Genomic DNA, 21697 nt, shown 5'->3' with positions numbered 1-21697 from the left:
CGACGCGACACTGGGCCATCTCAACAAGGAGCCCAGCATGAAAATCACCGCCCTTCTCGCCAGCCTGTTCATCTGCGCACCGGCCCTCGCCGGCCAGACCTGGATCACCAACGTCAAGCTGGTGTCGCCGGAAAAACTGGAGCGCATCGAGACCGGCAGCGTTCTGATTCAGGACGAGCACATCGTCCGCGTGGAGCGCAACGCCCGGGCCGCCAGTCCGAAAGGCGCCACCCGCATCGACGGCAAGGGCTACTACCTGACGCCCGGCCTGATCGACTCGCACGTCCACCTGTTTGCCGTGCCCGGCATGAGCTTCGAACAGGCCGACCACATGCAGGAGATGGCCAAGGCCTACTTCGCGCAAATGCCGCGATCCTACCTCTATTATGGCTATACGACGGTGATCGACCTGGCTGCCGGCAGCCGCGAATTCATCGACAGGGTCAAGGCCATGCCGCTGCATCCGGATATCTACGACTGCGGCGCGCCGCTGGTGTTTGCCAACGGCTACCCGTCTTCCTATGCGCCGCCCGAACACCGTTTCGAGGTGTTTTCCAACTTCATCTACGACCCGGCGCAGGCCGACAAAATCCCCGCGCGCTACAAGCCGGAGGATTACACGCCGGCCAAAGGCGTCGCCCGCGTCAAGGCGGACGGCGCGGTCTGCGTCAAAACCCACTACGAACACGGCTTCGGCAACCAGCGCAACCTGCCGGTGATGAGTCCGGCCATCTACGGCGAAGTGCGCGCGGCCGCGACCAAGGCTGGCCTGACGCTGGTCACGCACGGCAATTCCTTCGAGGCGCAGACCTTCGCCGTCAACGGCGGCGTCGACGTGCTGGCCCACGGCATGTGGCACTGGGGCGCGCTGAACAACGCGTCCGAGCTGCCGGACGAAATCAAGCAGCTGCTGGATAAAATCGTCGACCGCAACATCGGCTACCAGCCGACCATGCAGGTGCTGTACGGCCTGCGCGCCTATGTCGATCCGGAATATTTGAACACGCCGGCGCTGGCCAGGCTGCTGCCGCCGGCCATGCTGGCCTGGCTGAAAACGCCAGAAGGCAACTGGTTCAAGGAAGAAGTGGCGGAAGAGGATCAAACCGACGAAGCAGTCCGCCAGGGCATGGAAGCGCCGCTGCGCCGCCAGCGCCAGGTGGTTGCCTATTTGGCGAGCAGGAACGCCAACTTCCTGTTCGGCACCGACACGCCATCGTCGCCAACCTACGGCAACATCCCCGGCCTGAACGGCTACCTGGAGATGCAGAACCTGCGCAACGCCGGCCTGTCGCTGGAGCAGATTTTCAAGGCGGCCACCATCAACAATGCGCGCGCCTTCCATGTGGAGAAGGACGTGGGCACCATCGAGCCGGGCAAGCTGGCCAATCTGGTGCTGATGAAGGAGTCGCCGCTGAAGGACGTGCGCGCCTACGACACGGTCGACACCGTGTGGGTGCGTGGCAGGCCGACGGCGCGCGCCAGCCTGGCCGTTACCGAGTAATTATTGAGTCACTTCGAGCCAGTTGGCGTTGTCCGGCGCCGGTGCGTTATAGCGCACGCCGGCGTAGCTGCCGGTGCGTGTGACATACGCTTCGCGCCAATCGCGTTCCATCTGAGTTTGTGCGACGCGCCCCTGGGCCTGGCCGTTGTTGTAGCGCGCGGTAGCGTTCATCCAGGCGGCGACGCGGGCTTCCACGACGGCGATGGCAGCTTGCGTTTCTTCGCTGCGGTCACGCGCCATCAACTCGCCGGTGCACTCGCGCCACTGGGCGATTTGCCGGGCAACGCGCTTCACGCCGACGGTGGAAGATGACATGGCAGGAATCGACGGCTGCACGCAATGCACGGCAGGCGACGGAACGATCACGGTCTCGACGTCTGCGTGAGCAGCGGCGCTGCTCAGGGCCAGCGCCGCGACAAACAAGATGTGCTGCATTTTCATGGCATTTCCCAATTGTGTTCAGGCCATATTACCTGAAAAGCAATTGAAAAATGCAATATCTTTACAAGGCCAGGCGGGCGCGGGCCGCGTCGTACTCGCGCTTGAGGCGTTCGACCATTTCGCCGGCCGACGGAATGTCGTCCATCAGGCCCACGCCCTGGCCGGCGCCCCAGATGTCGCGCCAGGCTTTGGCGCTGCTGGAGCCGAAGTTCATGGCGGTCTTGTCGGCGGTCGGCAGCGCGTCCGGGTCGAGGCCGGCGGCGACAATGGATTTTTTCAGGTAATTGCCGTGAACGCCGGTGAACAGATTCGAATAGACGATATCCGCCGCCGTCGACTCCACGATGGCCTCGCGATAGCCGTCGCTGACATTGGATTCCTTGGTCGCCAGCCAGCGCGAGCCGATGTACGCGAAGTCCGCGCCCATGGCCTGCGCCGCCAGGATGGCATCACCGGTGGCGATCGAACCGGACAGCGCGATCGGTCCCTTGAAGAACTTGCGCACCTCGCCCACCAGCGCGAACGGCGACAAGGTGCCGGCATGGCCGCCGGCGCCACTGGCCACCAGGATCAGGCCGTCAACGCCCGCTTCCAGCGCTTTTTCCGCGTGGCGGATCGAAACGATGTCGTGCAGCACGATGCCGCCGTAGCTGTGGATGGCGTCCAGCATCTCTTTCGGCGGCGCGCGCAGCGAGGAAATGATGATCGGAATCTGGTGCTTCACGCACACTTCCACGTCATGCGCCAGGCGGTCGTTCGACTGGTGCACGATCTGGTTGACGGCGATCGGGCCGACGCGCTTGTCCGGATTGGCGGCCTGGAACTCGGCCAGCTCTTTTTGCAGATCGGTCAGCCACACGTCCAGCAGCTCGGCCGGGCGCGCATTCAGCGCCGGGAAGGAGCCGACGATGCCAGCCTTGCATTGGGCCGCCACCAGCGCCGGACCACTGGCGATGAACATCGGGGAGGCGATGACGGGAAGGGTGAGGTTTTGCAAGACTGCTGGCAGGGTCATGGCGTACTCGCTGACGTGAGTTGATCGGTGCGGACGATTATAGATCGAAAATAGTACGATCGTGCCTAAACTAGGGCGATCCCTCTACATTTAGTCGTTGAGTAAGTACTCACCATCGATGCGGGCCGCTGCACTTCTTACCAGCTGGCTCACCGCCCACTTGCCGAGTTCCTCCGGCGTCTGCTTGAGGAAGTTGGTATTGGCCGCGGCAAACACCGGCATCGAGGTCAGCAACACCGGCACATCGGTCAGCGCGATGCGCTGGCGTTCCAGCAGCAGGAACTTGAGCAGCACCTTCAGCGCGTTCTGCGCGTTGCGCACGGGATCGGCCGACAGGTATTCCAGCCGCGACCGGGCACGGGACAAGGCGCCGGCCACATCGCTGAACGGCGCGCCATGGCCGGGAATGACCACGCGCACGTCCAGCCCGGCGATCAGGTCCAGCGTGGCGCGCTCTTCGGCAAAACCGGACTCGCCTTCCAGCTCGGGAAAGATGACGCCGAAGCCGTTTTCCCACAGAGCGTCGGCGGACACCAGCACCTTCTCTTGCGGACAGTAAAAGATCAGCGAGTGCGGATCGTGGCCCGGCGCGGCCAGCGCCTGCCATTCCATGTCGGCCAGTTGCAGCACGTCGCCGGGCGAGATGGTGGCGTCGAAGGTGAAGCGGTCGCAGCGCTGGCCGGTGGCCTTGAAACTGAGCGCTTCCACGTCCCAGTGGCGCACCTTGTCGGCCTCGGCCACGGGAATCGAGGTCTTGCAGCCGAAGTGCGCCTGCAGGATGGCGTTGCCGCCGCAATGGTCGGAATGCAAATGGGTATTGAGAATCTGGTCCAGATGGCGGCCGTGCAGCACGTGGCGCACCAGTTCAAGCGTCTGCGGCGCGTGGCTGACGTAGCCGGTATCGATAATCGCCGTGTCGTGGCGGCCCAGCAGCACGATGTTGTTGGACGAGAGCCAACCGCGCTCAAACACCTGTATCGAATCCGGCAGCGCGTTCATTCTTCCTCGTCGAATCGGATGGTTTGCCGGCGCAGCGGCAATTCGGCCCACACCGCGCGCTTGTAGGCGTCGTCGGCCTTGCTCCAGGCGATGATTTCCTCGATGGTGCGCAGGCAGCCCATGCAATAGCGCCGTTCCATGTCCATCTTGCACAGACTGACACAAGGGGAGGGGACAAGCGGCGCGCTTATGTTGTTTACTTCACTCATGCAGCCATTATGCCGCGAAGCCGCTTGACTTGGGGGCTTGAAAGCGTAGACTCACCATCCATATAGATGGCTAATAGATGGAGATATACGTGGCCAAGCAAGAAATCAAGCTGAAGACTGCCGAATCAGAAAAGATCACCATCAATCTCGGTCCGATCGACTTAGGACAGATTGACCTGCTGGTACAGGAAGGGTTTTACTCGAATCGTACCGATCTGATACGCACGGCAATCCGCAATCAGCTGAACCAGCACGCCGAGGTGGTCAAGCAGACCGTGGCGCGCAAGAGCCTGGTACTGGGCATGCAGCACTATTCGCGCGCCGACCTGGAAGCGATCCAGGCGGCAGGCGAACGGCTGCAGATTCAGGTACTGGGCCTGGCCAGCATCGCCAGCGACGTTTCGGTCGAGCTGGCGCTGGCGACGATCGAATCCATTTTTGTACTCGGCTCGCTGCACGCCAGCGCTGTCCTCAAGACCGCACTGGCGACGCGCATCCATTAAGGAGTGCCATGAAGCTCAATTTTTTAACGCAAATGCGCGAAGCTGCGCAGCAGATACTCAGCAAGGGCATGCATCTGCATCGCCCGGCCGCACAACCGTCCATGCGCGATATTAATCCACCGCCGCCCAACGCGGCGCCGTCCACGCCGGAGCCGGAGACGACGCATGCGCGCGGCCAGGCGCCGAATCCGGCCACCCATCCGGCCGAGTTCGCGCAGGACATGCTCAACCGCATGGGCATCAAGCTGGATTTGCAGGCCAATCTGGACCGCGCCATCGATCTCGGTTCGCTGCATCATGCGCCGGCGTCGGAGCCGTTGCCGGAAGGTGCGCAATTTATCCGCGGTAGCTATAGCAACCACGCCGGCATGCGCAACTACAAGCTGTACATTCCGTCGAGCTACCACGGCCATGCCATGCCGCTGCTGGTGATGCTGCACGGCTGCACGCAGAATCCGGACGACTTCGCGGCCGGCACGCAGATGAATCAGGTGGCGGAGGAGATGGGCTGTTTCGTGGTCTATCCGGAGCAGCCGGCCAACGCCAATCACTCCAAGTGCTGGAACTGGTTCAACGCCATCGACCAGCAGCGTGGACAGGGCGAGCCGTCCATCATTGCCGGCATCGCGCAGCAGATTATCGAGGGCTATCCGGTCAACGAGCGCCAGGTGTATGTGGCGGGGTTGTCGGCCGGCGGCGCCATGGCGGTGATTGTCGGCACGCTGTATCCGGAGCTGTTTGCGGCGGTCGGTGTGCACTCGGGATTGCCGTTTGCATCGGCGCAGGATTTGCCGTCGGCGCTGACGGCGATGAAGCGCGGCGTCAGCAAGGCAGCCAAGGCTGGCAATGGTTCGCAGCCGATCATCGTGTTCCATGGCGACAGCGACACCACAGTCAATCCGCGCAATGGCGAGCAGGTGATGGCGCAGCGGCTGCATCACCATCGCGGCGCGCGGCCGTCGGTGCAATCGGGCGCGGTGCCGAATGGCTACAGCTACACGCAGACCACGCACACCACGGCGGATGGCACGCCCTTGGGCGAGCACTGGGTGGTGCACGGCGCCGGCCATGCGTGGTCGGGCGGCAGTTCGTCCGGCAGCTACACCGACGCCAAAGGACCGGACGCCAGCCGCGAAATGCTGCGCTTCTTCCGCACGGTGAGCTGATTAAAACTTTCGGAGGACGAGACCGGCGATGGTGAGCACATTGGTGACCATCAGCCCGGCCATCCAGAAGGTGAGCTTGTCGATGCGGTTCGTCAGGTTCTGATCGCGCATGACGGCTTGCTGATCATGAAGATCCATTCGCGCCACCAGCAGATCGTGGACCTGATCGGTGCGGGCCCGCGTTGCATCAGACCTCGCCAGCGCATCTTGACGAATCTGCTCCGACCGCGCCTCGCCTTGCTCAAAGCGCGTCTGGGCTTCCTGACGAGACTGCTCCAGCCGCGCTTGTGCTTCCTTCCGGGCTTTCTCATGGCGGGTTTCGTTTTGCTCTAACCAAGTCCGGCCCTCCTGGCGAGCCTGCTCCAGCCATGCTTGTGCTTCCTGCCGGCCCTGCTGATAGCGGGCTTCGCTTTGCTCTAACCAAGCCCGAGCTTCCTGACGAGCTTGCTCCAGACGTGCTTGTGCTTCCTGCCGGCCCTGCTGATAGCGGGCTTCGCTTTGCTCCAACCAAGTCCGAGCTTCCTGACGAGCTTGCTCCAGCCGCGCTTGCGCTTCCTGCCGGGCTTTCTCATGGAGGGCTTCGTTTTGCTCTAACCACGTCTGGCCCTCCTGACGAGACTGCTCCAGCCGCGCTTGCGCTTCCTGTCGGGCTTTCTCATGGCGGGCTTCGTTTTGCTCTAACCACGTCTGGGCCTCCTGGCGCGACTGCTCCAGCCGCGCTTGCGCTTCCTGTCGAGCTTTTTCATGGCGGGCTTCGTTTTGCTCTAACTGCAACTGCGCTTCCTGGCGGCCCTGCTGATAGCGGGCTTCACTTTGCTCCAACCACGTCTGGCCCTCCTGACGAGACTGCTCCAGCCGCGCCTGGGCTTCCTGGCGGCCCTGCTCGTATTTGGCGTGCAGCTCGCGCTGCACTGCTTCGAAGCGCGCCTGGGCTTCGCGCCGGCCGTCGTCGATGCGGTCGCGCAGTTCGTCGAAACGCGTCAGCATTTCCTGATGGTGCGTCTCCTCCGTGCGCTGCAAGGAAGCGAGGATGCTGGTGACGTTGTCCATATTGGTCTCCAGCCGCACGATGCGGACTAGATGGCCATCTTGTGTAGCGCTACTTTGATTGTCAAGCGAGGTGGAGTTCATTGGAGCGCTCCCATGCAGGGGTTATGCGCTATTGTCGAGTGGCTTATCGGGCAAGGTTTGCGACTGCTCAATGATGTGCTGCTTCAGGCACGCCGGGCACCAGCAGCTGGCGCCGGGCGCGGACGGCACCGGCACCGACGGCGGCAGGTAGGTGCACCAGCAAGGCTGGTCGGCGAGGGCTGGATCGGCATCCTTCATGGCGCAGGAGAACTGCGTGCCGCAGCGGGAACAGGTACTCATCGCCTTAGCGTAATGGAGCTTGCAGGAAATTACAACCGGATGGCCCTATAATGCGTACTTGAAGCGCCAACAGGCTGTAAAATTGCGCCCAAAATCTTTCTACCGGACTCGCCATGACCCAACTGACCAATTTGAACTTAGGCATGAATGACGATTTGACTGCGGTCGCTCCGCAAATCAAGGCGCAGATTTTGGCTGAGGCTCTCCCTTACATCCGTAACTACCACGGCAAAACCATCGTCATCAAATACGGCGGCAACGCCATGACCGACGAACGCCTGAAACACGGCTTCGCGCGCGATGTCATTTTGCTCAAACTGGTGGGCATGAATCCGGTCGTCGTGCACGGCGGCGGTCCGCAGATCGACAACGCACTGAAAAAAATCGGCAAGCAAGGCACCTTCGTGCAAGGCATGCGCATCACCGACGAAGAAACCATGGAAGTGGTGGAGTGGGTGCTGGGCGGCGAAGTGCAGCAGGACATCGTGATGTTGATTAATCACTACGGCGGCCAGGCAGTCGGCCTGACCGGCAAGGACGGCGGCCTGATCCGCGCCCGCAAGATGGCCATGCCCGACAAGGACAATCCAGGCCAGACGCTCGACATCGGCTTCGTCGGCGAAATCGAAGCCATCAATCCGGCGGTCGTCAAAGCGCTGCAGGACGACGCCTTCATCCCGATCATTTCGCCGATCGGTTTCGGCCAGGACGGCCAGGCCTACAACATCAACGCCGACGTCGTCGCCGGCAAGATCGCGGAAATCCTGAAAGCCGAAAAGCTGATCATGATGACCAACATCGCCGGCGTGCAGGACAAGCAGGGCAACCTGGTGACCGACCTGTCGGCGCGCGAGATCGACGAGATGTTCGCCGACGGCACGATTTCGGGCGGCATGCTGCCTAAAATTTCATCAGCCCTGGATGCGGCCAAGTCCGGCGTCAACACCGTTCACATCATTGATGGACGAATTGAGCATTCTTTGTTGCTCGAAGTCTTGACCGAGCAGGCATTTGGCACTATGATCCGGTCTCACTGAAAAAAAGGCGGTCTCGCCGGAAGTCGGTGAAACCGCCACATTTGTATGCCCTTTTAGCTCAGTGGTAGAGCACTCCCTTGGTAAGGGAGAGGCCACGTGTTCAATCCACGTAAAGGGCACCATCTCTCCTGCAGTCCCCTTCCCCCTTAGTAAATCCGTTCCACCGTCAGCCCGCGTTTGCGCAGCAGTTCCGGCACGCTTGTCTTGCCGATCAGATGCAGCACGCCGATCGCCGCCACACTGTTGTTTTCACGCGCCATCAGTTTGACCATGCCATCGGCCAGCGCCGGATTGCGGCCTTCCAGCAACACCTTCTGCACGAAGCGGCCCGAGAAGGTCTGGTCCTGCTCCGCCTTCAACGCCAGCGCCTCCAGCGCCTTGACGTCGGCATGGCGCCACGCATCGGCGATCTCGCGCGCCTGGTAAGCCTGCTCCTTGTCCTCGATGCCTTCGATCGCCTCCTGCAGGAACACCAGCTGTTCGGCCGCCGACATCTGGTCGAACAGCGCCATCTGGCTGTCGGCCGATTCCAGCTCGACGATTTTCTGGCCGGCGTCATGCGCCTGCTTCGACAGGTGCGCATCCACCGCCAGCGAGGCCTCGTAACCCTGCGCGGCAAATTCGCTGACGGTGAGCAGGCTGGCCAGCAGCCACGGCTTCATCGCCGCCACGGTCTGCGGTTCGATGTTGTACTGCTGGAGCAAACGGTCGAGCCGCTGGCGCCACGCCGGCGCCAATGCCGGCGCGCCCTTGGCGGCCAGGCCGTGCTGCTGCACCGCGCGCGCCAGCGCTTGCGGATCGCCGAGCGGATCGATCTCCAGCGCCAGCGCCGGCGCGTTCTTCAGCAGGCCGGCCAGACGCGGCTCGAGCGGATAGAAATCCCTGGCGCCGACGTGGATGGTGCCGAACAGGTACAGCGTGTGCCCGCCCTGCTGCACCTTGAACAGCGCGCCGCGGTTCGGCGCCGCGCCCTGCTGCTCCGCCACGGCCGGACCGAAGGCAAAAAAGAACAAACTGCAGAACAACACTATAATCTGGCGGCGCATTCGTGACCTTTGCTGATAGAGATGACGTGAATATTACCCGCTCCACACCCGTATGGCTGTTTGATCTTGATAACACCCTGCACAACGCCTCGCACGCCATCTTCCCCTCGATCATGGCGGGCATGAACGCTTACCTCGCGCGGCTGCTGGGAGACGGCGTCACGCCCGCCAGCGAAGAGCTGGTCAACGCCACCCGCACCATGTACTGGCAGCGCTACGGCGCCACCACGCTGGGCGTGGTCAAGCACCACGGCGTCAAGGCCACGCACTTTCTCGATGAAACCCACCGTTTCGATGACCTCAACGCGATGATCCGCGCCGAGCGCGGCCTGCGCCAGCTGTTGCGCCGCCTGCCCGGCCGCAAGATCCTGCTGACCAATGCGCCGCACCGCTATTCGTCGCAGGTGCTGCGGCACCTGGGCTTGCAGCGCCACTTCCAGCACCACATCGCGGTGGAGGCAATGACGGTGCACCGCCACATGCGGCCCAAGCCGTCCAAGCTGATGCTGCGCAAGCTGATGCGCCGTCATCAATTGACGCCGGCCCGCTGCATCCTGGTGGAAGACACGCTGGCCAACCTGCGCAGCGCGCGCGAGCTGGGCATGCGCACCGCCTGGGTCACGCAGTACCTGACCATCGGCGACAGCGCCGGCCTGGCCCATCCGCAAAAAAGATTAATTCGGCCCGCTTATGTCGATGTCAAAGTAAAATCCGTCAGGAACCTGCCGTCGCGCCTGCACCAGTTGCGCTGACCAACTCACTATTTAACCCGCGAGATCATATGGCAAGCACACCGCCAGGCCAGCGCCGTTTGCAGATTCTGCAGGCGCTGGCGGAGATGCTGGAACAGCCCAAGGGCGACAAGATCACCACGGCTGCGCTGGCGCGCAAGCTGGCGTTTTCGGAAGCCGCGCTGTACCGGCATTTCGCCAGCAAGGCGCAGATGTTCGAAGGACTGATCGAGTTCATCGAATCGACCGTCTTCGGCCTGATCAACCAGATCGCCGACCGCCAGACCGACGGCCTGGCGCAGGCGCGCGACATCGTCGGCATGCTGCTCAACTTCGCCAGCCAGAATCCGGGCATGACGCGGGTGCTGATCGGCGAAGCGCTGGTCAATGAAGACGAACGCCTGCAACTGCGCATGAACCAGTTCTACGACCGCGTCGAGCTGGCGCTGAAACAGGCTTTGCGTCTGGCCGCCAGCGAAGGCCAGGCGCACGAAGCCGACACTACCGCGCGCGCCGCGATGCTGACCAGCTTTGTCATCGGCCGCTGGCACCGTTATGCCAAGAGCGGCTTCAAGAACAACCCGTCGCAGGATGCGGCGCTGCACATCACCCTGTTGCTATCGTAAGTCATGACCACCGAAGTATTCGCCCTGCTGGATGACGCCAGCCCGCAAGGTCTCCAGACCGGCAGCCGGTCGCGCCTGTACACCGGCCACACCGGCACGCTGCGCTGCGACGACATCGCGCAGTGGCCGCAACTGCTGGACCGGATGCAGGCGGCGCTGGCGCGCGGCGAATACGCGGTGAGCGTGTGCAGCTACGAACTTGGCGAAGCACTGCTGGCGCTGGCGCCGCACCAGGCGCCGCCGCGCGCGCGCGCCACGCCGCTGGCGCAGATCCTGCTGTTCAGGGACTGCGCGCTGCTGACGGCGGCCGAAGTGGGCGACTGGCTGGCGGCGCGCTCCTTCCCTATCGATCGCCCGGCCGGCATCGCCAACATCCGTCCCAACATCGATCAGGAAGCGTTTAGCGGCGCGCTGGCGCGCATTCACGACTACATTGCGGCCGGCGACACCTACCAGGTCAATTACACCTTCAGGCTGCGTTTTGACGCGTTTGGCGGCATCCACGCCTTGTACGCGCGGCTGCGCGGCCGCCAGCCGGTGCCCTACGGCGCCTTGATCGCGCTGGACGACGGCACGGCGGTGCTGTCGCTGTCGCCGGAACTGTTCGTGCGCCACGAGGCCGGCGTGCTGACCGCACGGCCGATGAAAGGCACGGCGCCGGCCGCGCCGCCGGCGCAGACCGCCGAGAACATCCTGCGCGCCACCAACCTGGCCGCTGATCCGAAGAACCGCGCCGAGAACCTGATGATCGTCGACCTGCTGCGCAACGACATCGCGCGCGTGGCCGTCACCGGCAGCGTGGAAGTGCCGGCGCTGTTTGAAGTGCACCGCTATGCCAGCGTGCTGCAGATGACGTCGACCATCACCGCGCGGCTGCGCGAAGAGGCCGCGCTGGCCGACATCTTCGACGCGCTGTATCCCTGCGGCTCGATCACCGGCGCGCCAAAACGCCGCACCATGGAAATCATCCGCGAGCTGGAACCCGATGCGCGCGGCCTCTACACCGGCGCCATCGGCTGGTTCGATCCGCGCGCTGATGGCAAGGTTGGCGACTTCTGCATGTCGGTGCCGATCCGCACGCTGACCTTGCAGCCGCAGGGTGCGGATGGCGTGCGCCGTGGCGAGATGGGCGTTGGCGCCGGCATCGTTTTCGACAGCAATGCCAGCGACGAATATGCCGAGTGCAAACTGAAGGCACGCTTCCTCACCGGCCTGCAAAACGACTTCGACATTTTCGAAACCATGCGTGCGACGCCGGGTGGTGGCGTGCGTCATCGCGAGCGGCATTTGCAGCGGCTGGCGTCGTCGGCTGTGTATTTCGGTTTTCCGTGGGATGCGAAAGCGGCGGAGGCGTATCTGGATACCGTCTGCGCCATGCTGGAGCCGCAGCATGCGGCTTACCGGCTGCGGCTGGCGCTGAACCCGTCCGGAGCGTTCTCGGTGCAGCATGCGCCGCTGATGCCGCTGATCGAACCGGTGCGCGTGCTGCTGGCCGAGGATGCCACCAGCAGCGATGACTTGTTCTTGCGGCACAAGACCAGCATTCGGCAGCGCTACGATGCGGCGTGGCGTGATGCCGAGGCGGTGGGGGCGTTTGATACCTTGTTCTTCAACGAGCGCGAAGAGTTGACGGAGGGTGGGCGTAGCAACGTGTTCGTGCGGGTGGCCGGCCGCTGGCTGACCCCGCCACTGAGCAGCGGCGTGCTGCCCGGCGTGATGCGTGGGGTGCTGCTGGACGATCCGGACTGGAACGCCAGCGAAGGGGTCATAACCCGCGCCATGTTGGCGGCAGCAGAAGAAATCATCCTATGCAACGCGCTGCGCGGCGCATTGCGCGTTGTTAGTACCCCTGACGAAAGGGTCTGACCCCTGCGGGGTCAGACCCTGGCCGCAGCGGTGTGCGGGTTTCGCTGGTGCCGTATGCTTTTAAAGCGACAAGCAGCGTCAAACCCTCAAAGATCAATCATCATCTCAAACCCGCCATAAATCATGCGCTTGGCATCAAACGGCATATTCACCGGATCCATGAAAGCCGCAACCCGCGCATCCTTCATCACCTTGCCATTGATCTCATCGCGCCTTGCACGCGACTCAAAAACAATCCACGAAAACACCACCACCTCCCCCTCCTCCAGCATCACGCTCTGCGGAAACGAGGTCAGCTTCCCTGGCGGCGCATCGTCCGCCACCGTCTCGCGAAACTCCAGCGCGCCGAGCTCCCGCCACACCGCGCCGCATTCCCGCGACATTTTCTTGTACGCCTCAAGCTTGTCCTTGGGCACCGGAATCACAAAACCGTCTACGTAGGCCATGACTGTCTCCCAGGTGGTGAGGACTTCAGGTTAGCACGAAGCGCTTCCGATACGCGCCCGGTGTGGTGGCCGCGAGCCGCCGGAAATGATGGCGCAACGATTCCTCCGAACCGAAGCCGGCGCGCTCGGCAATCTGCGCCAGCGGCACATCCGGTTCCTCCAGCATCTCCTTGACGATGGCCACCCGCTCGCGGATCAGCCACTCCACCGGCCCCAGTCCGGTGGCCTGCTGGAACTGCCGCTGCAAGGTGCGCGGACTCATGGCCGCGCGCTCCGCCATGCTGGCCACCGTGTGCTGCTGCGCCGGATGGCTGCGCAGCCAGTCCATCAGCTTCGACAAGCGTCCCTGCTCGCCCTGCGCCATGGGACGCGGCAGAAACTGTGCCTGGCCGCCCTCGCGGTGCGGCGCCACCACCAGCCGCTGCGCCACCTGGTTGCCGATCCGCGCACCATGGTCGCGCCGCACCAGGTGCAGCAGCATGTCCAGCCCGGCGGCCGAACCGGCGGCGGTGATAACCTGGCCGTTATCCACATACAGATGATCGGGCTGCACCTCGATGCGCGGATGGCGCTGCGCCAACCGCTCGGCGTAGCGCCAGTGGGTCGTGGCGCGCTGGCCGTCCAGCACGCCGGCGGCAGCCAGCACGAAGACGCCGGAGCAGATCGAACACAGGCGCGCTCCGCGCGCGTGGGCGGCGCGTATCCACGCCAGCAATGGCGGCGGCGGCAGTTCGTCGGCGTCGCGCCAGCCGGGTATGATGATGGTGTCGGCCAGCGCCAGCAATTCCGGCCGGTATGGCGCCTGCACGGTGATGCCGCCGGCCGCGCGGATCGGTCCCTCTTCCACGGCGCAGACGGCAAAATCGTACCAGTCCACGCCCAGTTCCGGGCGTTCCAGCGCAAACAGTTCGACCGTGCAGCCGAACTCGAACGTGCACAGGCGATCGTAAGCCAGCGCCACCACCAGATGTTTTTTCATGGCGCAATCTTACCGCAGAATGGCATATGCGCCACTTCTGGGCGCGGCTGCGGCCACGCACAATGACGTCATCGTTCACCCAACACAGGAGTTTCCGATGTCCCTCGTTACCGCCATTCCCGCCGCCGACAGCGCCGCCGCGCTGGCCCACTTCGACGCCAGCTTCCGCTACGAAACCGATTGCTGGGACGTGCACGACGCCATGTCCGGCGGCCAGCCGGACTTTGTGCTGCTGGATGTACGGGGAACGGAAAAGTACGCGGCCGGCCACGTGCCCGGTGCGCTGGATCTGGCGCATCGCAAGATCATCGGTTCGAAGCTCGCCGAGTTTCCGGCGGAGACATTGTTCGTGGTGTATTGCGCCGGTCCGCACTGCAACGGCGCGGCGCGCGCGGCCGTGCGTCTGGCGCAACTGGGCCGGCCGGTCAAGCTGATGACCGGCGGCGTCACCGGCTGGCTCGATGAAGGTTTCGAGCTGGCCCGTGCTTAGGAACCCAGCGCTTTTTCGACGGCGGCCACCAAGGATTTGTCGGTTGGCGTGATCTTGCTGCCGAAGTTGGTGACGACATTGCCGTTGCGGTCGATCAGGTATTTGTGGAAGTTCCATGCCGGCGCCTTGCCGGTAGCCTTGATCAGGTTGGCGAACAGGGGATTCGGCTCCTTGCCCGACACCACCGACTTGGCGAACATCGGGAATTTCACGCCGTAGGTGTTGTAGCAGAAATCGGCGATTTCCTTGCTGCTGCCCGGTTCCTGCTGGCCGAAATCGTTCGACGGGAAGCCCAGCACCACCAGGCCTTTGCTGCCGTATTTGGCGTACAGGCCTTCCAGGCCTTCGTACTGGTTGGTGTAACCGCAGTAGCTGGCAGTGTTGACCACCAGGATCACCTTGCCGGCGTACTGGCACAAATCCTGCGGCGTATCGTCCTGCAGGCGCTTGAAGGTTTGCTTGAGGATGACCGGGCAGCTGCCGGGAGCAGTTGCCGCAGCCGCCGGCGCCGCGGCAGGCGTTTGTGCAAACGCGGGAGCGCCGGCCAGTACGGTCAGCGAGGAAACGAGGCACAGTTGGGCAAGCGTCTTGGACATGGTGTCGGAGAAGAAAGAATGAAAGAAAATTCATTCTAGTCCAAATTGGTGCCCGTCGCACGATTGAGGCAGATTAAGCAAATTGCACCCCGCAGCGTTATCGTCATTCCCGCGCAGGCGGGAATCCATGCGTCCGATGGGTTCCCGCCTGCGCGGGAACGACGGGGGTGATCATGCGCATTCTATTGTGTTTGTTGTGGCTGTTTTTCAGCGCGGCGCAGGCGCAGGTGGAGTCCTTGCCCGCCATGCATGCCGGCCAGGTCAGCGTGTCCGGACTGTCTTCCGGCGCCTTCATGGCGGTGCAGTTCGAGGTGGCGTTTTCGCGCACCGTGATCGGCGCCGGCGTCATCGCCGGCGGCCCCTATTTCTGCTCGCAAGGCAGCGTATTCACCGCCACCACCAGCTGTACCTGCACCACCGAACTGTTCGCCTGCCGCGTGCGCCCCGGCGGCACCCGCGTGCCGGATTTGATCGCCCTCACCGACTGGTTTGCCGCCACGCAAACCATCGATGCGCCCAGCGCGCTGGCCAACCACCGCGTGTGGATGCTGTCCGGCACGCTGGACTCGGTGGTGCCGCAGGCGGTGATGAACGACCTGCTCACCTACTATCGGCACTACATCGACGCCAACCGCATCGCCTACAAGCGCGACCTCAGCGCCGAACACAGCATCCCCACAGACAGCTACGGCAACGCCTGCTCCGCCCTCGGCTCGCCCTACATCAGCAACTGCAACTACGACGCCGCCGGCGAACTGCTGAAATGGATTTACGGCCCGCTGGCCGCGCGCAACAGCGGCACGCTGACCGGCCGCTTCGTCGCCTTCGACCAGACCGAATTCATCGCCCTGCCGGCCTGGCACGGCATGGCGGACACCGGCTACCTGTACGTGCCGGCGGCCTGCGAAAACAGCGCCGGCTGCCGGCTGCACGTGGCCTTCCACGGCTGCCAGCAGAATCTGGACAACATCGGCGTCACCTTCGTGCGCCACGCCGGCTACAACGCCTGGGCCGACAACAACCGCCTGATCATCCTGTATCCGCAAACCGTCGCCACCTTCATGAATCCCAACGCGTGCTGGGACTGGTGGGCCTACGACGACACGCGCTACGCGCAAAAAAATGGCCGCCAGATGGCGGCCGTCAAACGCATGGTGGACCGGCTGACCAGCTCCCCCACCATTGCGCTTATATGCCGCCGAGGCAGATGTACTTGACCACCAGGTAGTCCTCGATGCCAAGGTGCGAACCTTCGCGCCCCAGGCCGGATTGCTTGACGCCGCCGAACGGCGCCGCCTCGGTCGAGATCAAGCCGGTATTGACGCCCACCATGCCGCTTTCCAGCCCTTCCGCCACGCGCCAGATGCGGCCGACGTCGCGCGAATAGAAGTAGCTGGCCAGGCCGAACTCGGTGTTGTTGGCCAGCGCGATGGCGTCGTCGTCGGTCTGGAAGCGGAACAGCGGCGCCAGCGGGCCGAAAGTCTCTTCCCTGGCGACGATCATGTCGCTGGTCACATCCGCGATCACGGTGGGCTGGAAGAAGCTGTGCCCCAGTTCGTGACGCTTGCCGCCCAACAGCAGGCGACCGCCTTTGGCCAGTGCATCGGCCACATGCTGCTCGACCTTCTGCACCGCCTTCTCGTCGATCAGCGGGCCTTGCGTGACGCCTTCGTCCACGCCGTTGCCGACCTTGAGCTTGCCCACGGCGGCCACCAGCTTTTGCGCGAACGCTTCATACACGCCGTCCTGCACATAGATGCGGTTGGCGCACACGCAGGTCTGGCCGGCGTTGCGGTACTTCGAGGCGATGGCGCCTTCCACCGCAGCATCCAGATCGGCGTCATCGAAGACGATGAATGGCGCATTGCCGCCCAGTTCCAGCGACAGCTTCTTGATCGTCGGCGCGCTCTGCTCCATCAGCAGCCGGCCGACGGCCGTCGAGCCGGTGAAGCTCACCTTGCGCACCAGCGGATTGGACGTCATCTCGCCGCCGATGTCCTTCGACTTGCCGGTGACGACGCTGAACACGCCCGCCGGCACGCCGGCACGCTCCGCCAATACCGCCAGCGCCAGCGCGCTGTACGGCGTGGATTCGGCCGGCTTGAGCACCATTGGACAGCCGGCCGCCAGCGCCGGGCCGGCCTTGCGGGTGATCATCGCAATCGGAAAATTCCACGGCGTGATGGCGGCACAGACGCCGATCGGTTCCTTGGTCACCAGGATGCGACGGTCCGGCCACGGCGACGCCAGCGTCTCGCCGGACACGCGCTTGGCTTCCTCGCCGAACCATTCGATGAAGGACGCGCCATAGGCCACCTCGCCGCGCGATTCGCCGAGCGGCTTGCCCTGCTCCGCCGTCATCAGCAGCGCCAGATCGTCGGTGTTTTCCAGGATCAGGTCATTCCACTTGCGCAGGATGCGGGCGCGCTCGGCGGCCGGCTTCTTGCGCCAGGCCGGCCAGGCGACGTTGGCGGCCTCGATGGCGCGCCTGGTTTCAGCGGCGCCCATCACCGGCACGGTGCCGATTTGCTCGCCGGTGGCGGGATTGGTGACGGCCAGCGTGGCGCCGCCGTCAGCGCCGGTCCACGCGCCGTTGATGTAGGCCTGCTGTCGCAGCAGGCTCGGATTTTTCAATTGCAGCATAAGTCATCTCCCTTACTCCACGGTGAATGACGACAGGTCCGGATGTGGTGGTGGATAACTCAGCTCCATGCCTTCCAGCGTTTCCAGCAGCAGGCTGGCGATCACCAGGTTGCGATGGGTCTTGGAGTTGGCCGGCACCACATACCACGGCGCGTGCGGCGCATCCGTTTCGCGGATCGCCTTTTCGTACGCGCGCTGATAGTCGTCCCATTTTTCGCGTTGCTTGATGTCTTCCGGATTGAATTTCCACTGCTTGTCCGGGTCGTCCAGGCGCTCCTGCAAACGCTCGCGCTGTTCTTCCTTCGAGATGTGCAGGAACACCTTGATGATCACCGTGCCCGTCTCCGCCAGCATGCGTTCGAAATCGCGGATCTGCGCGTAACGGCGCTGGCATTCCTCGTCATCGATCCAGCCCTGCACGCGCGTGATCAGCACATCTTCGTAATGACTGCGGTTGAAGATGACGATCTCGCCGCTGGCCGGCACATGCTCATGCACGCGCCACAGGTAATCGTGCGCCAGCTCGTTGTCGGTCGGCGACTTGAACGCCACCGCGCGCAGGCCCATCGGACTGATGCCGTTGAACAGCGCACGCACCGTACCATCCTTGCCGCCGGTGTCGGTGGCCTGCAGGACCAACAGCACTTTCTGCTTGTGCTGCGCGTACAGCTTGTCCTGCAAGGCCGCGATGCGGTCGATCAGCGCGGCGGTGCGCTTCAGGTCCAACGCCTTGGCCTTGGACTTGCCCAGGTCGGGATTGGCGGCGCGGCTGGAGAAAGCCGCATCATCGGCATCCTCTTCACGCAGTTTCAGTTTTTTAGGGGCGCGAAAGCGCTGGCGGGCATTATGTGTCATGGCTTGAGCTTATCATTGAGCGGCTAACTGTGCCGCGCGGTATCCCCACCAGGCGGCTTCCTCGAAAACGGAGAAGCCGGAAAGGTCGGCGTGAGCAAACAGGATGGGACCATCCACCTCGCGCAATGCTCTCATGCCGGCGTTGTTGCGGAAACCGGGCCAAGGGACAGCCATCGCATGTCCCCTTAGGGTGATGTCGACCCGCTCCACACAGGAGGCAAACTGCGCGCCATAGGCGGTTTTCAGGTCGGCGCCGGCCAGCGCCAGCAGTTCTTCCGGACTGGCGGACGCCATCCAGTGCCGCGCCGTGCCGGCCTTGCGGTCGGACAGCGCGACGTAGGCGCTGAACACTGTCTTTTCCGGCGGCCGCACGCGGATGTCCTGGTGGGTGGAGACCACGAAGCCCAGTCCCGGCTCGCTGTACACCACGTTATCCCACGACAGCGGCTGGTTCGGCAGTTCTTCGGGAAAGCGCTTGAGCAGGAAGTTCGCCACCATCCACGGCGCATATTCCGGCACGTGTCTGGCGACGTCGAAACCGTATTCGCCGATGTTATCCACAACCCGCGCCGCTACATAGGTCGGCATCGCGCAGATGGCTTTGCGGGCGCGCACCAGATAGCTGGTCGGCTTGCCGTTTTCCAGCTTGAAGCACAGCGCCTCGACGCCGTCCGCCGTTTTCTTCAGCGAGATCGCCGTGCCGGCCATGCGCTTGATCTGCGCCGCGCGCTCGATGCCGGAGGCCAGCGGCTGCAAGCCGCCCGGCCATGTCAGCCACGCGCCGTTGCCGGCATTGGCGGCCTGTCCCCAGCGGCTGCAATAGTAGTGCAGGCCCGCCCAGGCGGATACCTTGTCGTAACGCGTGCCGTAGTCGTCGCGGCAGCAGTAGTTCAGATACCAGTGCAGCGTCGGCGATTTGTAGTTGTTCTGGTCCATCCACTGCTTGAGCGAGATGCCGTCCAGCGCCTGCCACTTCGGGTCTTCCGACGACAGCACGGTCGGGAACACGAACACGCGGCGGCCATCGGCGCCGCGCGTCTGGCGCAGGCGATGCACTTCGTCGAAGAAGCGCTTGTGCTCCTCCAGCTCCCATTGCGGTACGCCGTCGGTGGGAATGAAGCCGTCCTGCCAGTGACCGTTGAACAGCAGCCGTTCTTCCGGCGCGTGCAGGATGAAACGCTCGTCGTAATAAGGCTTCTCCGCAAACGCATCCTTCTGGATGATGCCGAGGTCCGCGAGGATTTCGCGCACGTGCGTGGATTCGGGCGACGGCAGCGGCAGATAGTGCGCGCCGGTCGGATACTCGTATTCGTCGAAGGCGCCGCCGGCCGCGTTGCCGTAGGGCTGAGGGCCGTCGATCATCAGTACGTCGGTCTTGCCGAGTTTTTTCAGCTTCCACGCGGCGGTGAGGCCGGAGACGCCGGAGCCGAGTATCGCAATGTCGGTGTGGATAACCTGCGACGGTGGCGGCAGCGCGCGGCGGTCGCGCAGGAAGTGGCCTTCGTCGCGGCCGACGTAATGTACCGTCGGCGTAATCTCCTGCCAGCGCTGGAATGCCAGCCCGCTGCCGGCGGCAGCCAGCCCTGAAGCGCCAGCCCAGACCAGGAATGACCGGCGCAGCATCAGCGGATTACCCCGCGCCAGTCCTGCTCGAATTCATGCACGAGCGACTGGGTGTTGAGGCGGTTCGGTTCCATCGGCAGCGCCTTCATATCGGGCGGGAAGATGAACATCTCACGCGTGGTATCGGCGTTCAGATAGCGCATCGGCAGGCGGTAGCTGGTCGGCGGCGTGTAGTTCGCCTGCGGCGTCGCCAGGATGAAGCCCCATTCGCCGAACGACGGCACATAGGCGTGATAGGGATAGGTTTTCAGGCCAACTTCGCGCAGCGTGGAATCGATGGTCCAGTAGGCATGCGGCGCGAAGAACGGCGACGTCGATTGCACCACCATCAAACCATTCGCCGCCAGATGCTTGCGCACCATGCCGTAGAACGGCACCGAATACAGTTTGCCGAGCGCGAAGCTGGATGGATCGGGGAAATCGACGATCACCGCGTCGAACATATCGTCGTTATGCTGCAGCCAGATGGCCGCATCGGCATTCACCACGCACACGCGCTTGTCGCTGAAGGAGCCGTGATTGAGCTTGACCAGTTCCTCACGATGCGTAAAGGCGCCGGTCATGGCCGGATCGAGATCGACCAGCGTCACATGCTCGATGTTCGGATAGCGCAGGATCTCGCGCAACGCCAGGCCGTCGCCGCCGCCCAGCACCAGCACGCGCCGCGCCCACGGCATCGGTTGCAGCACCGGATGCACCAGCGCTTCGTGATAGCGGTACTCGTCGCGCGACGAGAATTGCAGGTTGCCGTTGATGTACAGGCGCGTATCGTCCTTCCACTTGGTGATCACCAGGCGCTGATACGGCGTGGTGGTGGCGAACACGATTTCATCGCCGAACAAGCCATGCTCGCCCCAGTAAGTGAGCTTGTCGGCGAAGGCGAAACCGAACACCAGTGCGCACAGCACCGCGCTGGCGCGCAGCAGCCGGCCGGTGACGTTTTTCAGCTCTGTGGAAAACGCCTTGATTGTCCACAGGGCCACGCCGACATTCAGCATGCCGAACAAAAAGCCGGTGCGCACCAGGCCCAGATACGGCGCCAGCACCAGCGGGAACAGCAGCGACACCGCCAGCGCGCCCAGATAGTCGAAGGTCAGCACCCGGCTGACCAGTTCATTGAATTCCGTCTGCCGCGCGTTCAGCGCACGCATCACCAGCGGCACCTCCATGCCGACGAAGGCGCCGACCAGGAACACCATGGTGTACAGCAGCGTGCGGAACGGCGCCGCCATCCAAGAAAAGGTCAGAAACAGCACCGCCGCCGACACGCCGCCGATCAGGCCGACCGCCAGTTCGATATCGACAAAGCGCGACAGCACGTCCTCGTCCTTCACATACTTGGAGAAATGCGCGCCCACGCCCATCGCGAACAGGTAGCATCCGATAATCGTGGAGAATTGCAGCACCGAGTCGCCCAGCAGATAGCTCGACAGCGCACCGGCGATCAGTTCATACGCCAGCCCACAGGACGCCACCACGAAGACGGACAGGATCAGAATCTTTTTGGTCATTTCTGCTCATTTGCATTATTATCAAGTAAGTAAATACTTTACC

23 protein-coding genes and 1 tRNA gene are annotated in these 21697 nt (G+C 63.4%); 10 read left to right on the top strand and 14 right to left on the bottom strand.

Translation table 11 applies throughout. The annotated features are described in order from the left end of the window. Positions 1-37: 37 nt before the first annotated feature. Positions 38-1501 carry an amidohydrolase family protein gene (locus GJ695_RS07945; RefSeq protein WP_154363580.1) on the top strand — a complete coding sequence of 488 codons (1464 nt, stop codon included), beginning with the start codon at positions 38-40 and terminating at the stop codon, positions 1499-1501. Here the strand turns inward: GJ695_RS07945 and GJ695_RS07940 are convergent, their stop codons facing one another. The 4 genes from GJ695_RS07940 to GJ695_RS07925 form a co-directional block, all read right to left on the bottom strand. Then, the gene (locus tag GJ695_RS07940; protein ID WP_154363578.1) at positions 1502-1942 is read right to left on the bottom strand and encodes a hypothetical protein; all 441 of its coding nucleotides are present in this window, start codon (positions 1940-1942) and stop codon (positions 1502-1504) included. 61 nt (positions 1943-2003) lie between these two features. Then, the gene (locus GJ695_RS07935) at positions 2004-2957 is read right to left on the bottom strand and encodes an NAD(P)H-dependent flavin oxidoreductase (protein ID WP_154358074.1); all 954 of its coding nucleotides are present in this window, start codon (positions 2955-2957) and stop codon (positions 2004-2006) included. A gap of 90 nt (positions 2958-3047) precedes the next feature. Beyond that, complete coding sequence (locus tag GJ695_RS07930) at positions 3048-3956, bottom strand: MBL fold metallo-hydrolase (protein ID WP_154363576.1); 909 nt, start codon at positions 3954-3956, stop codon at positions 3048-3050. Beyond that, the gene (locus tag GJ695_RS07925; protein ID WP_308492365.1) at positions 3953-4096 is read right to left on the bottom strand and encodes a DUF1289 domain-containing protein; all 144 of its coding nucleotides are present in this window, start codon (positions 4094-4096) and stop codon (positions 3953-3955) included. The genes GJ695_RS07930 and GJ695_RS07925 overlap by 4 nt, the downstream gene beginning before the upstream one ends. 158 nt (positions 4097-4254) lie before the next feature. On the opposite strand from GJ695_RS07925, the gene GJ695_RS07920 reads away from it, so the two are divergent. Next, complete coding sequence (locus GJ695_RS07920) at positions 4255-4668, top strand: ribbon-helix-helix domain-containing protein (RefSeq protein ID WP_166455026.1); 414 nt, start codon at positions 4255-4257, stop codon at positions 4666-4668. Positions 4669-4700: 32 nt separating this feature from the next. Then, a complete protein-coding gene (locus GJ695_RS07915) occupies positions 4701-5834 on the top strand; it encodes an extracellular catalytic domain type 1 short-chain-length polyhydroxyalkanoate depolymerase (RefSeq protein WP_154363824.1) in 1134 nt (377 codons plus the stop codon). Here the strand turns inward: GJ695_RS07915 and GJ695_RS07910 are convergent, their stop codons facing one another. Both GJ695_RS07910 and GJ695_RS07905 read right to left on the bottom strand, forming a co-directional pair. Then, positions 5835-6965, bottom strand: a complete 1131-nt coding sequence (locus tag GJ695_RS07910) for a coiled-coil domain-containing protein (RefSeq protein WP_154363571.1) — start codon at positions 6963-6965, stop codon at positions 5835-5837. It lies immediately after the preceding gene. A 21-nt stretch (positions 6966-6986) separates the two neighbouring features. Further along, positions 6987-7205, bottom strand: a complete 219-nt coding sequence (locus GJ695_RS07905) for a cysteine-rich CWC family protein (protein WP_154363569.1) — start codon at positions 7203-7205, stop codon at positions 6987-6989. Positions 7206-7348: 143 nt separating this feature from the next. Between GJ695_RS07905 and argB the strand changes: the two genes are divergently transcribed. Together argB and GJ695_RS07895 are read left to right on the top strand one after the other, a co-directional pair. Then, positions 7349-8242: an acetylglutamate kinase gene (gene argB, locus GJ695_RS07900; protein WP_154358068.1), complete on the top strand. Its 894-nt coding sequence runs from the start codon at positions 7349-7351 to the stop codon at positions 8240-8242. Positions 8243-8289: 47 nt separating this feature from the next. After that, a tRNA-Thr gene (locus tag GJ695_RS07895) sits at positions 8290-8364 on the top strand. A 24-nt stretch (positions 8365-8388) separates the two neighbouring features. Here the strand turns inward: GJ695_RS07895 and GJ695_RS07890 are convergent. Continuing rightward, complete coding sequence (locus GJ695_RS07890; protein WP_229260298.1) at positions 8389-9255, bottom strand: TraB/GumN family protein; 867 nt, start codon at positions 9253-9255, stop codon at positions 8389-8391. Between the two features lie 59 nt (positions 9256-9314). On the opposite strand from GJ695_RS07890, the gene GJ695_RS07885 reads away from it, so the two are divergent. The 3 genes from GJ695_RS07885 to pabB are packed head-to-tail and all read left to right on the top strand — an operon-like array spanning position 9315 to position 12511. Continuing rightward, entirely contained in the window at positions 9315-10040 is a 726-nt protein-coding gene (locus GJ695_RS07885; protein WP_166455027.1) for an HAD-IA family hydrolase, read from the top strand. Between the two features lie 29 nt (positions 10041-10069). After that, the gene (slmA, locus tag GJ695_RS07880) at positions 10070-10645 is read left to right on the top strand and encodes a nucleoid occlusion factor SlmA (protein WP_154363565.1); all 576 of its coding nucleotides are present in this window, start codon (positions 10070-10072) and stop codon (positions 10643-10645) included. Between the two features lie 3 nt (positions 10646-10648). Further along, complete coding sequence (gene pabB / locus GJ695_RS07875) at positions 10649-12511, top strand: aminodeoxychorismate synthase component I (protein ID WP_154363563.1); 1863 nt, start codon at positions 10649-10651, stop codon at positions 12509-12511. A gap of 86 nt (positions 12512-12597) precedes the next feature. Here pabB and GJ695_RS07870 read toward each other — a convergent pair whose 3' ends face one another. Both GJ695_RS07870 and ftrA read right to left on the bottom strand, forming a co-directional pair. Then, positions 12598-12957, bottom strand: a complete 360-nt coding sequence (locus GJ695_RS07870; RefSeq protein WP_154363561.1) for a DUF1428 domain-containing protein — start codon at positions 12955-12957, stop codon at positions 12598-12600. A gap of 25 nt (positions 12958-12982) precedes the next feature. Then, positions 12983-13936, bottom strand: coding sequence for a transcriptional regulator FtrA (gene ftrA / locus GJ695_RS07865; protein ID WP_154363559.1), 954 nt, complete (start codon positions 13934-13936; stop codon positions 12983-12985). Between the two features lie 97 nt (positions 13937-14033). On the opposite strand from ftrA, the gene GJ695_RS07860 reads away from it, so the two are divergent. Next, positions 14034-14426: a rhodanese-like domain-containing protein gene (locus GJ695_RS07860; RefSeq protein ID WP_154363557.1), complete on the top strand. Its 393-nt coding sequence runs from the start codon at positions 14034-14036 to the stop codon at positions 14424-14426. Here the strand turns inward: GJ695_RS07860 and GJ695_RS07855 are convergent. Further along, positions 14423-15022: a glutathione peroxidase gene (locus tag GJ695_RS07855; RefSeq protein WP_154363555.1), complete on the bottom strand. Its 600-nt coding sequence runs from the start codon at positions 15020-15022 to the stop codon at positions 14423-14425. The two genes, GJ695_RS07860 and GJ695_RS07855, sit on opposite strands and share 4 nt — an antisense overlap. A 173-nt stretch (positions 15023-15195) precedes the next feature. Between GJ695_RS07855 and GJ695_RS07850 the strand changes: the two genes are divergently transcribed. Further along, on the top strand, positions 15196-16239 hold the full coding sequence (locus GJ695_RS07850) for an extracellular catalytic domain type 2 short-chain-length polyhydroxyalkanoate depolymerase (protein ID WP_229260299.1): 1044 nt from the start codon (positions 15196-15198) through the stop codon (positions 16237-16239). Here GJ695_RS07850 and GJ695_RS07845 read toward each other — a convergent pair. From GJ695_RS07845 to GJ695_RS07830, 4 genes are read right to left on the bottom strand one after another with little or no spacing between them, the layout of a single operon-like run. After that, on the bottom strand, positions 16211-17665 hold the full coding sequence (locus tag GJ695_RS07845) for an NAD-dependent succinate-semialdehyde dehydrogenase (RefSeq protein WP_154363553.1): 1455 nt from the start codon (positions 17663-17665) through the stop codon (positions 16211-16213). The two genes, GJ695_RS07850 and GJ695_RS07845, sit on opposite strands and share 29 nt — an antisense overlap. Positions 17666-17677: 12 nt before the next feature. Beyond that, positions 17678-18520: a PPK2 family polyphosphate kinase gene (locus GJ695_RS07840; RefSeq protein ID WP_154363551.1), complete on the bottom strand. Its 843-nt coding sequence runs from the start codon at positions 18518-18520 to the stop codon at positions 17678-17680. A gap of 12 nt (positions 18521-18532) precedes the next feature. Beyond that, positions 18533-20143 (bottom strand): NAD(P)-binding protein, encoded by a 1611-nt coding sequence (locus GJ695_RS07835; RefSeq protein WP_154363550.1) that lies wholly within the window; start codon positions 20141-20143, stop codon positions 18533-18535. Next, the gene (locus tag GJ695_RS07830; protein WP_154363547.1) at positions 20143-21654 is read right to left on the bottom strand and encodes a polyamine aminopropyltransferase; all 1512 of its coding nucleotides are present in this window, start codon (positions 21652-21654) and stop codon (positions 20143-20145) included. Before GJ695_RS07830 ends, GJ695_RS07835 begins: the two co-directional genes overlap by 1 nt. Between the last annotated feature and the right edge of the window lie 43 nt (positions 21655-21697).

The sequence above is a fragment of the Duganella alba genome, assembly GCF_009674495.1.
Taxonomy (GTDB): Bacteria; Pseudomonadota; Gammaproteobacteria; order Burkholderiales; family Burkholderiaceae_D; genus Rugamonas; species Rugamonas alba.
The sequence above is the reverse complement of the archived record's forward strand: the minus strand, read 5'-3'. Positions and strand labels throughout refer to the sequence as shown.

Coding starts and splice junctions, on each gene's coding strand:
- GJ695_RS07925 (WP_308492365.1), bottom strand. CDS start 4,096: ATGGAACGGCGCTATTGCATGGGCTGCCTGCGCACCATCGAGGAAATC.
- GJ695_RS07935 (WP_154358074.1), bottom strand. CDS start 2,957: ATGACCCTGCCAGCAGTCTTGCAAAACCTCACCCTTCCCGTCATCGCC.
- GJ695_RS07855 (WP_154363555.1), bottom strand. CDS start 15,022: ATGTCCAAGACGCTTGCCCAACTGTGCCTCGTTTCCTCGCTGACCGTA.
- ftrA (WP_154363559.1), bottom strand. CDS start 13,936: ATGAAAAAACATCTGGTGGTGGCGCTGGCTTACGATCGCCTGTGCACG.
- GJ695_RS07835 (WP_154363550.1), bottom strand. CDS start 20,143: ATGCTGCGCCGGTCATTCCTGGTCTGGGCTGGCGCTTCAGGGCTGGCT.
- GJ695_RS07870 (WP_154363561.1), bottom strand. CDS start 12,957: ATGGCCTACGTAGACGGTTTTGTGATTCCGGTGCCCAAGGACAAGCTT.
- GJ695_RS07940 (WP_154363578.1), bottom strand. CDS start 1,942: ATGAAAATGCAGCACATCTTGTTTGTCGCGGCGCTGGCCCTGAGCAGC.
- GJ695_RS07905 (WP_154363569.1), bottom strand. CDS start 7,205: ATGAGTACCTGTTCCCGCTGCGGCACGCAGTTCTCCTGCGCCATGAAG.
- GJ695_RS07915 (WP_154363824.1), top strand. CDS start 4,701: ATGCGCGAAGCTGCGCAGCAGATACTCAGCAAGGGCATGCATCTGCAT.
- GJ695_RS07850 (WP_229260299.1), top strand. CDS start 15,196: ATGCGCATTCTATTGTGTTTGTTGTGGCTGTTTTTCAGCGCGGCGCAG.
- GJ695_RS07910 (WP_154363571.1), bottom strand. CDS start 6,965: ATGAACTCCACCTCGCTTGACAATCAAAGTAGCGCTACACAAGATGGC.
- GJ695_RS07840 (WP_154363551.1), bottom strand. CDS start 18,520: ATGACACATAATGCCCGCCAGCGCTTTCGCGCCCCTAAAAAACTGAAA.
- GJ695_RS07945 (WP_154363580.1), top strand. CDS start 38: ATGAAAATCACCGCCCTTCTCGCCAGCCTGTTCATCTGCGCACCGGCC.
- slmA (WP_154363565.1), top strand. CDS start 10,070: ATGGCAAGCACACCGCCAGGCCAGCGCCGTTTGCAGATTCTGCAGGCG.
- GJ695_RS07860 (WP_154363557.1), top strand. CDS start 14,034: ATGTCCCTCGTTACCGCCATTCCCGCCGCCGACAGCGCCGCCGCGCTG.
- GJ695_RS07930 (WP_154363576.1), bottom strand. CDS start 3,956: ATGAACGCGCTGCCGGATTCGATACAGGTGTTTGAGCGCGGTTGGCTC.
- GJ695_RS07845 (WP_154363553.1), bottom strand. CDS start 17,665: ATGCTGCAATTGAAAAATCCGAGCCTGCTGCGACAGCAGGCCTACATC.
- GJ695_RS07830 (WP_154363547.1), bottom strand. CDS start 21,654: ATGACCAAAAAGATTCTGATCCTGTCCGTCTTCGTGGTGGCGTCCTGT.
- pabB (WP_154363563.1), top strand. CDS start 10,649: ATGACCACCGAAGTATTCGCCCTGCTGGATGACGCCAGCCCGCAAGGT.
- argB (WP_154358068.1), top strand. CDS start 7,349: ATGAATGACGATTTGACTGCGGTCGCTCCGCAAATCAAGGCGCAGATT.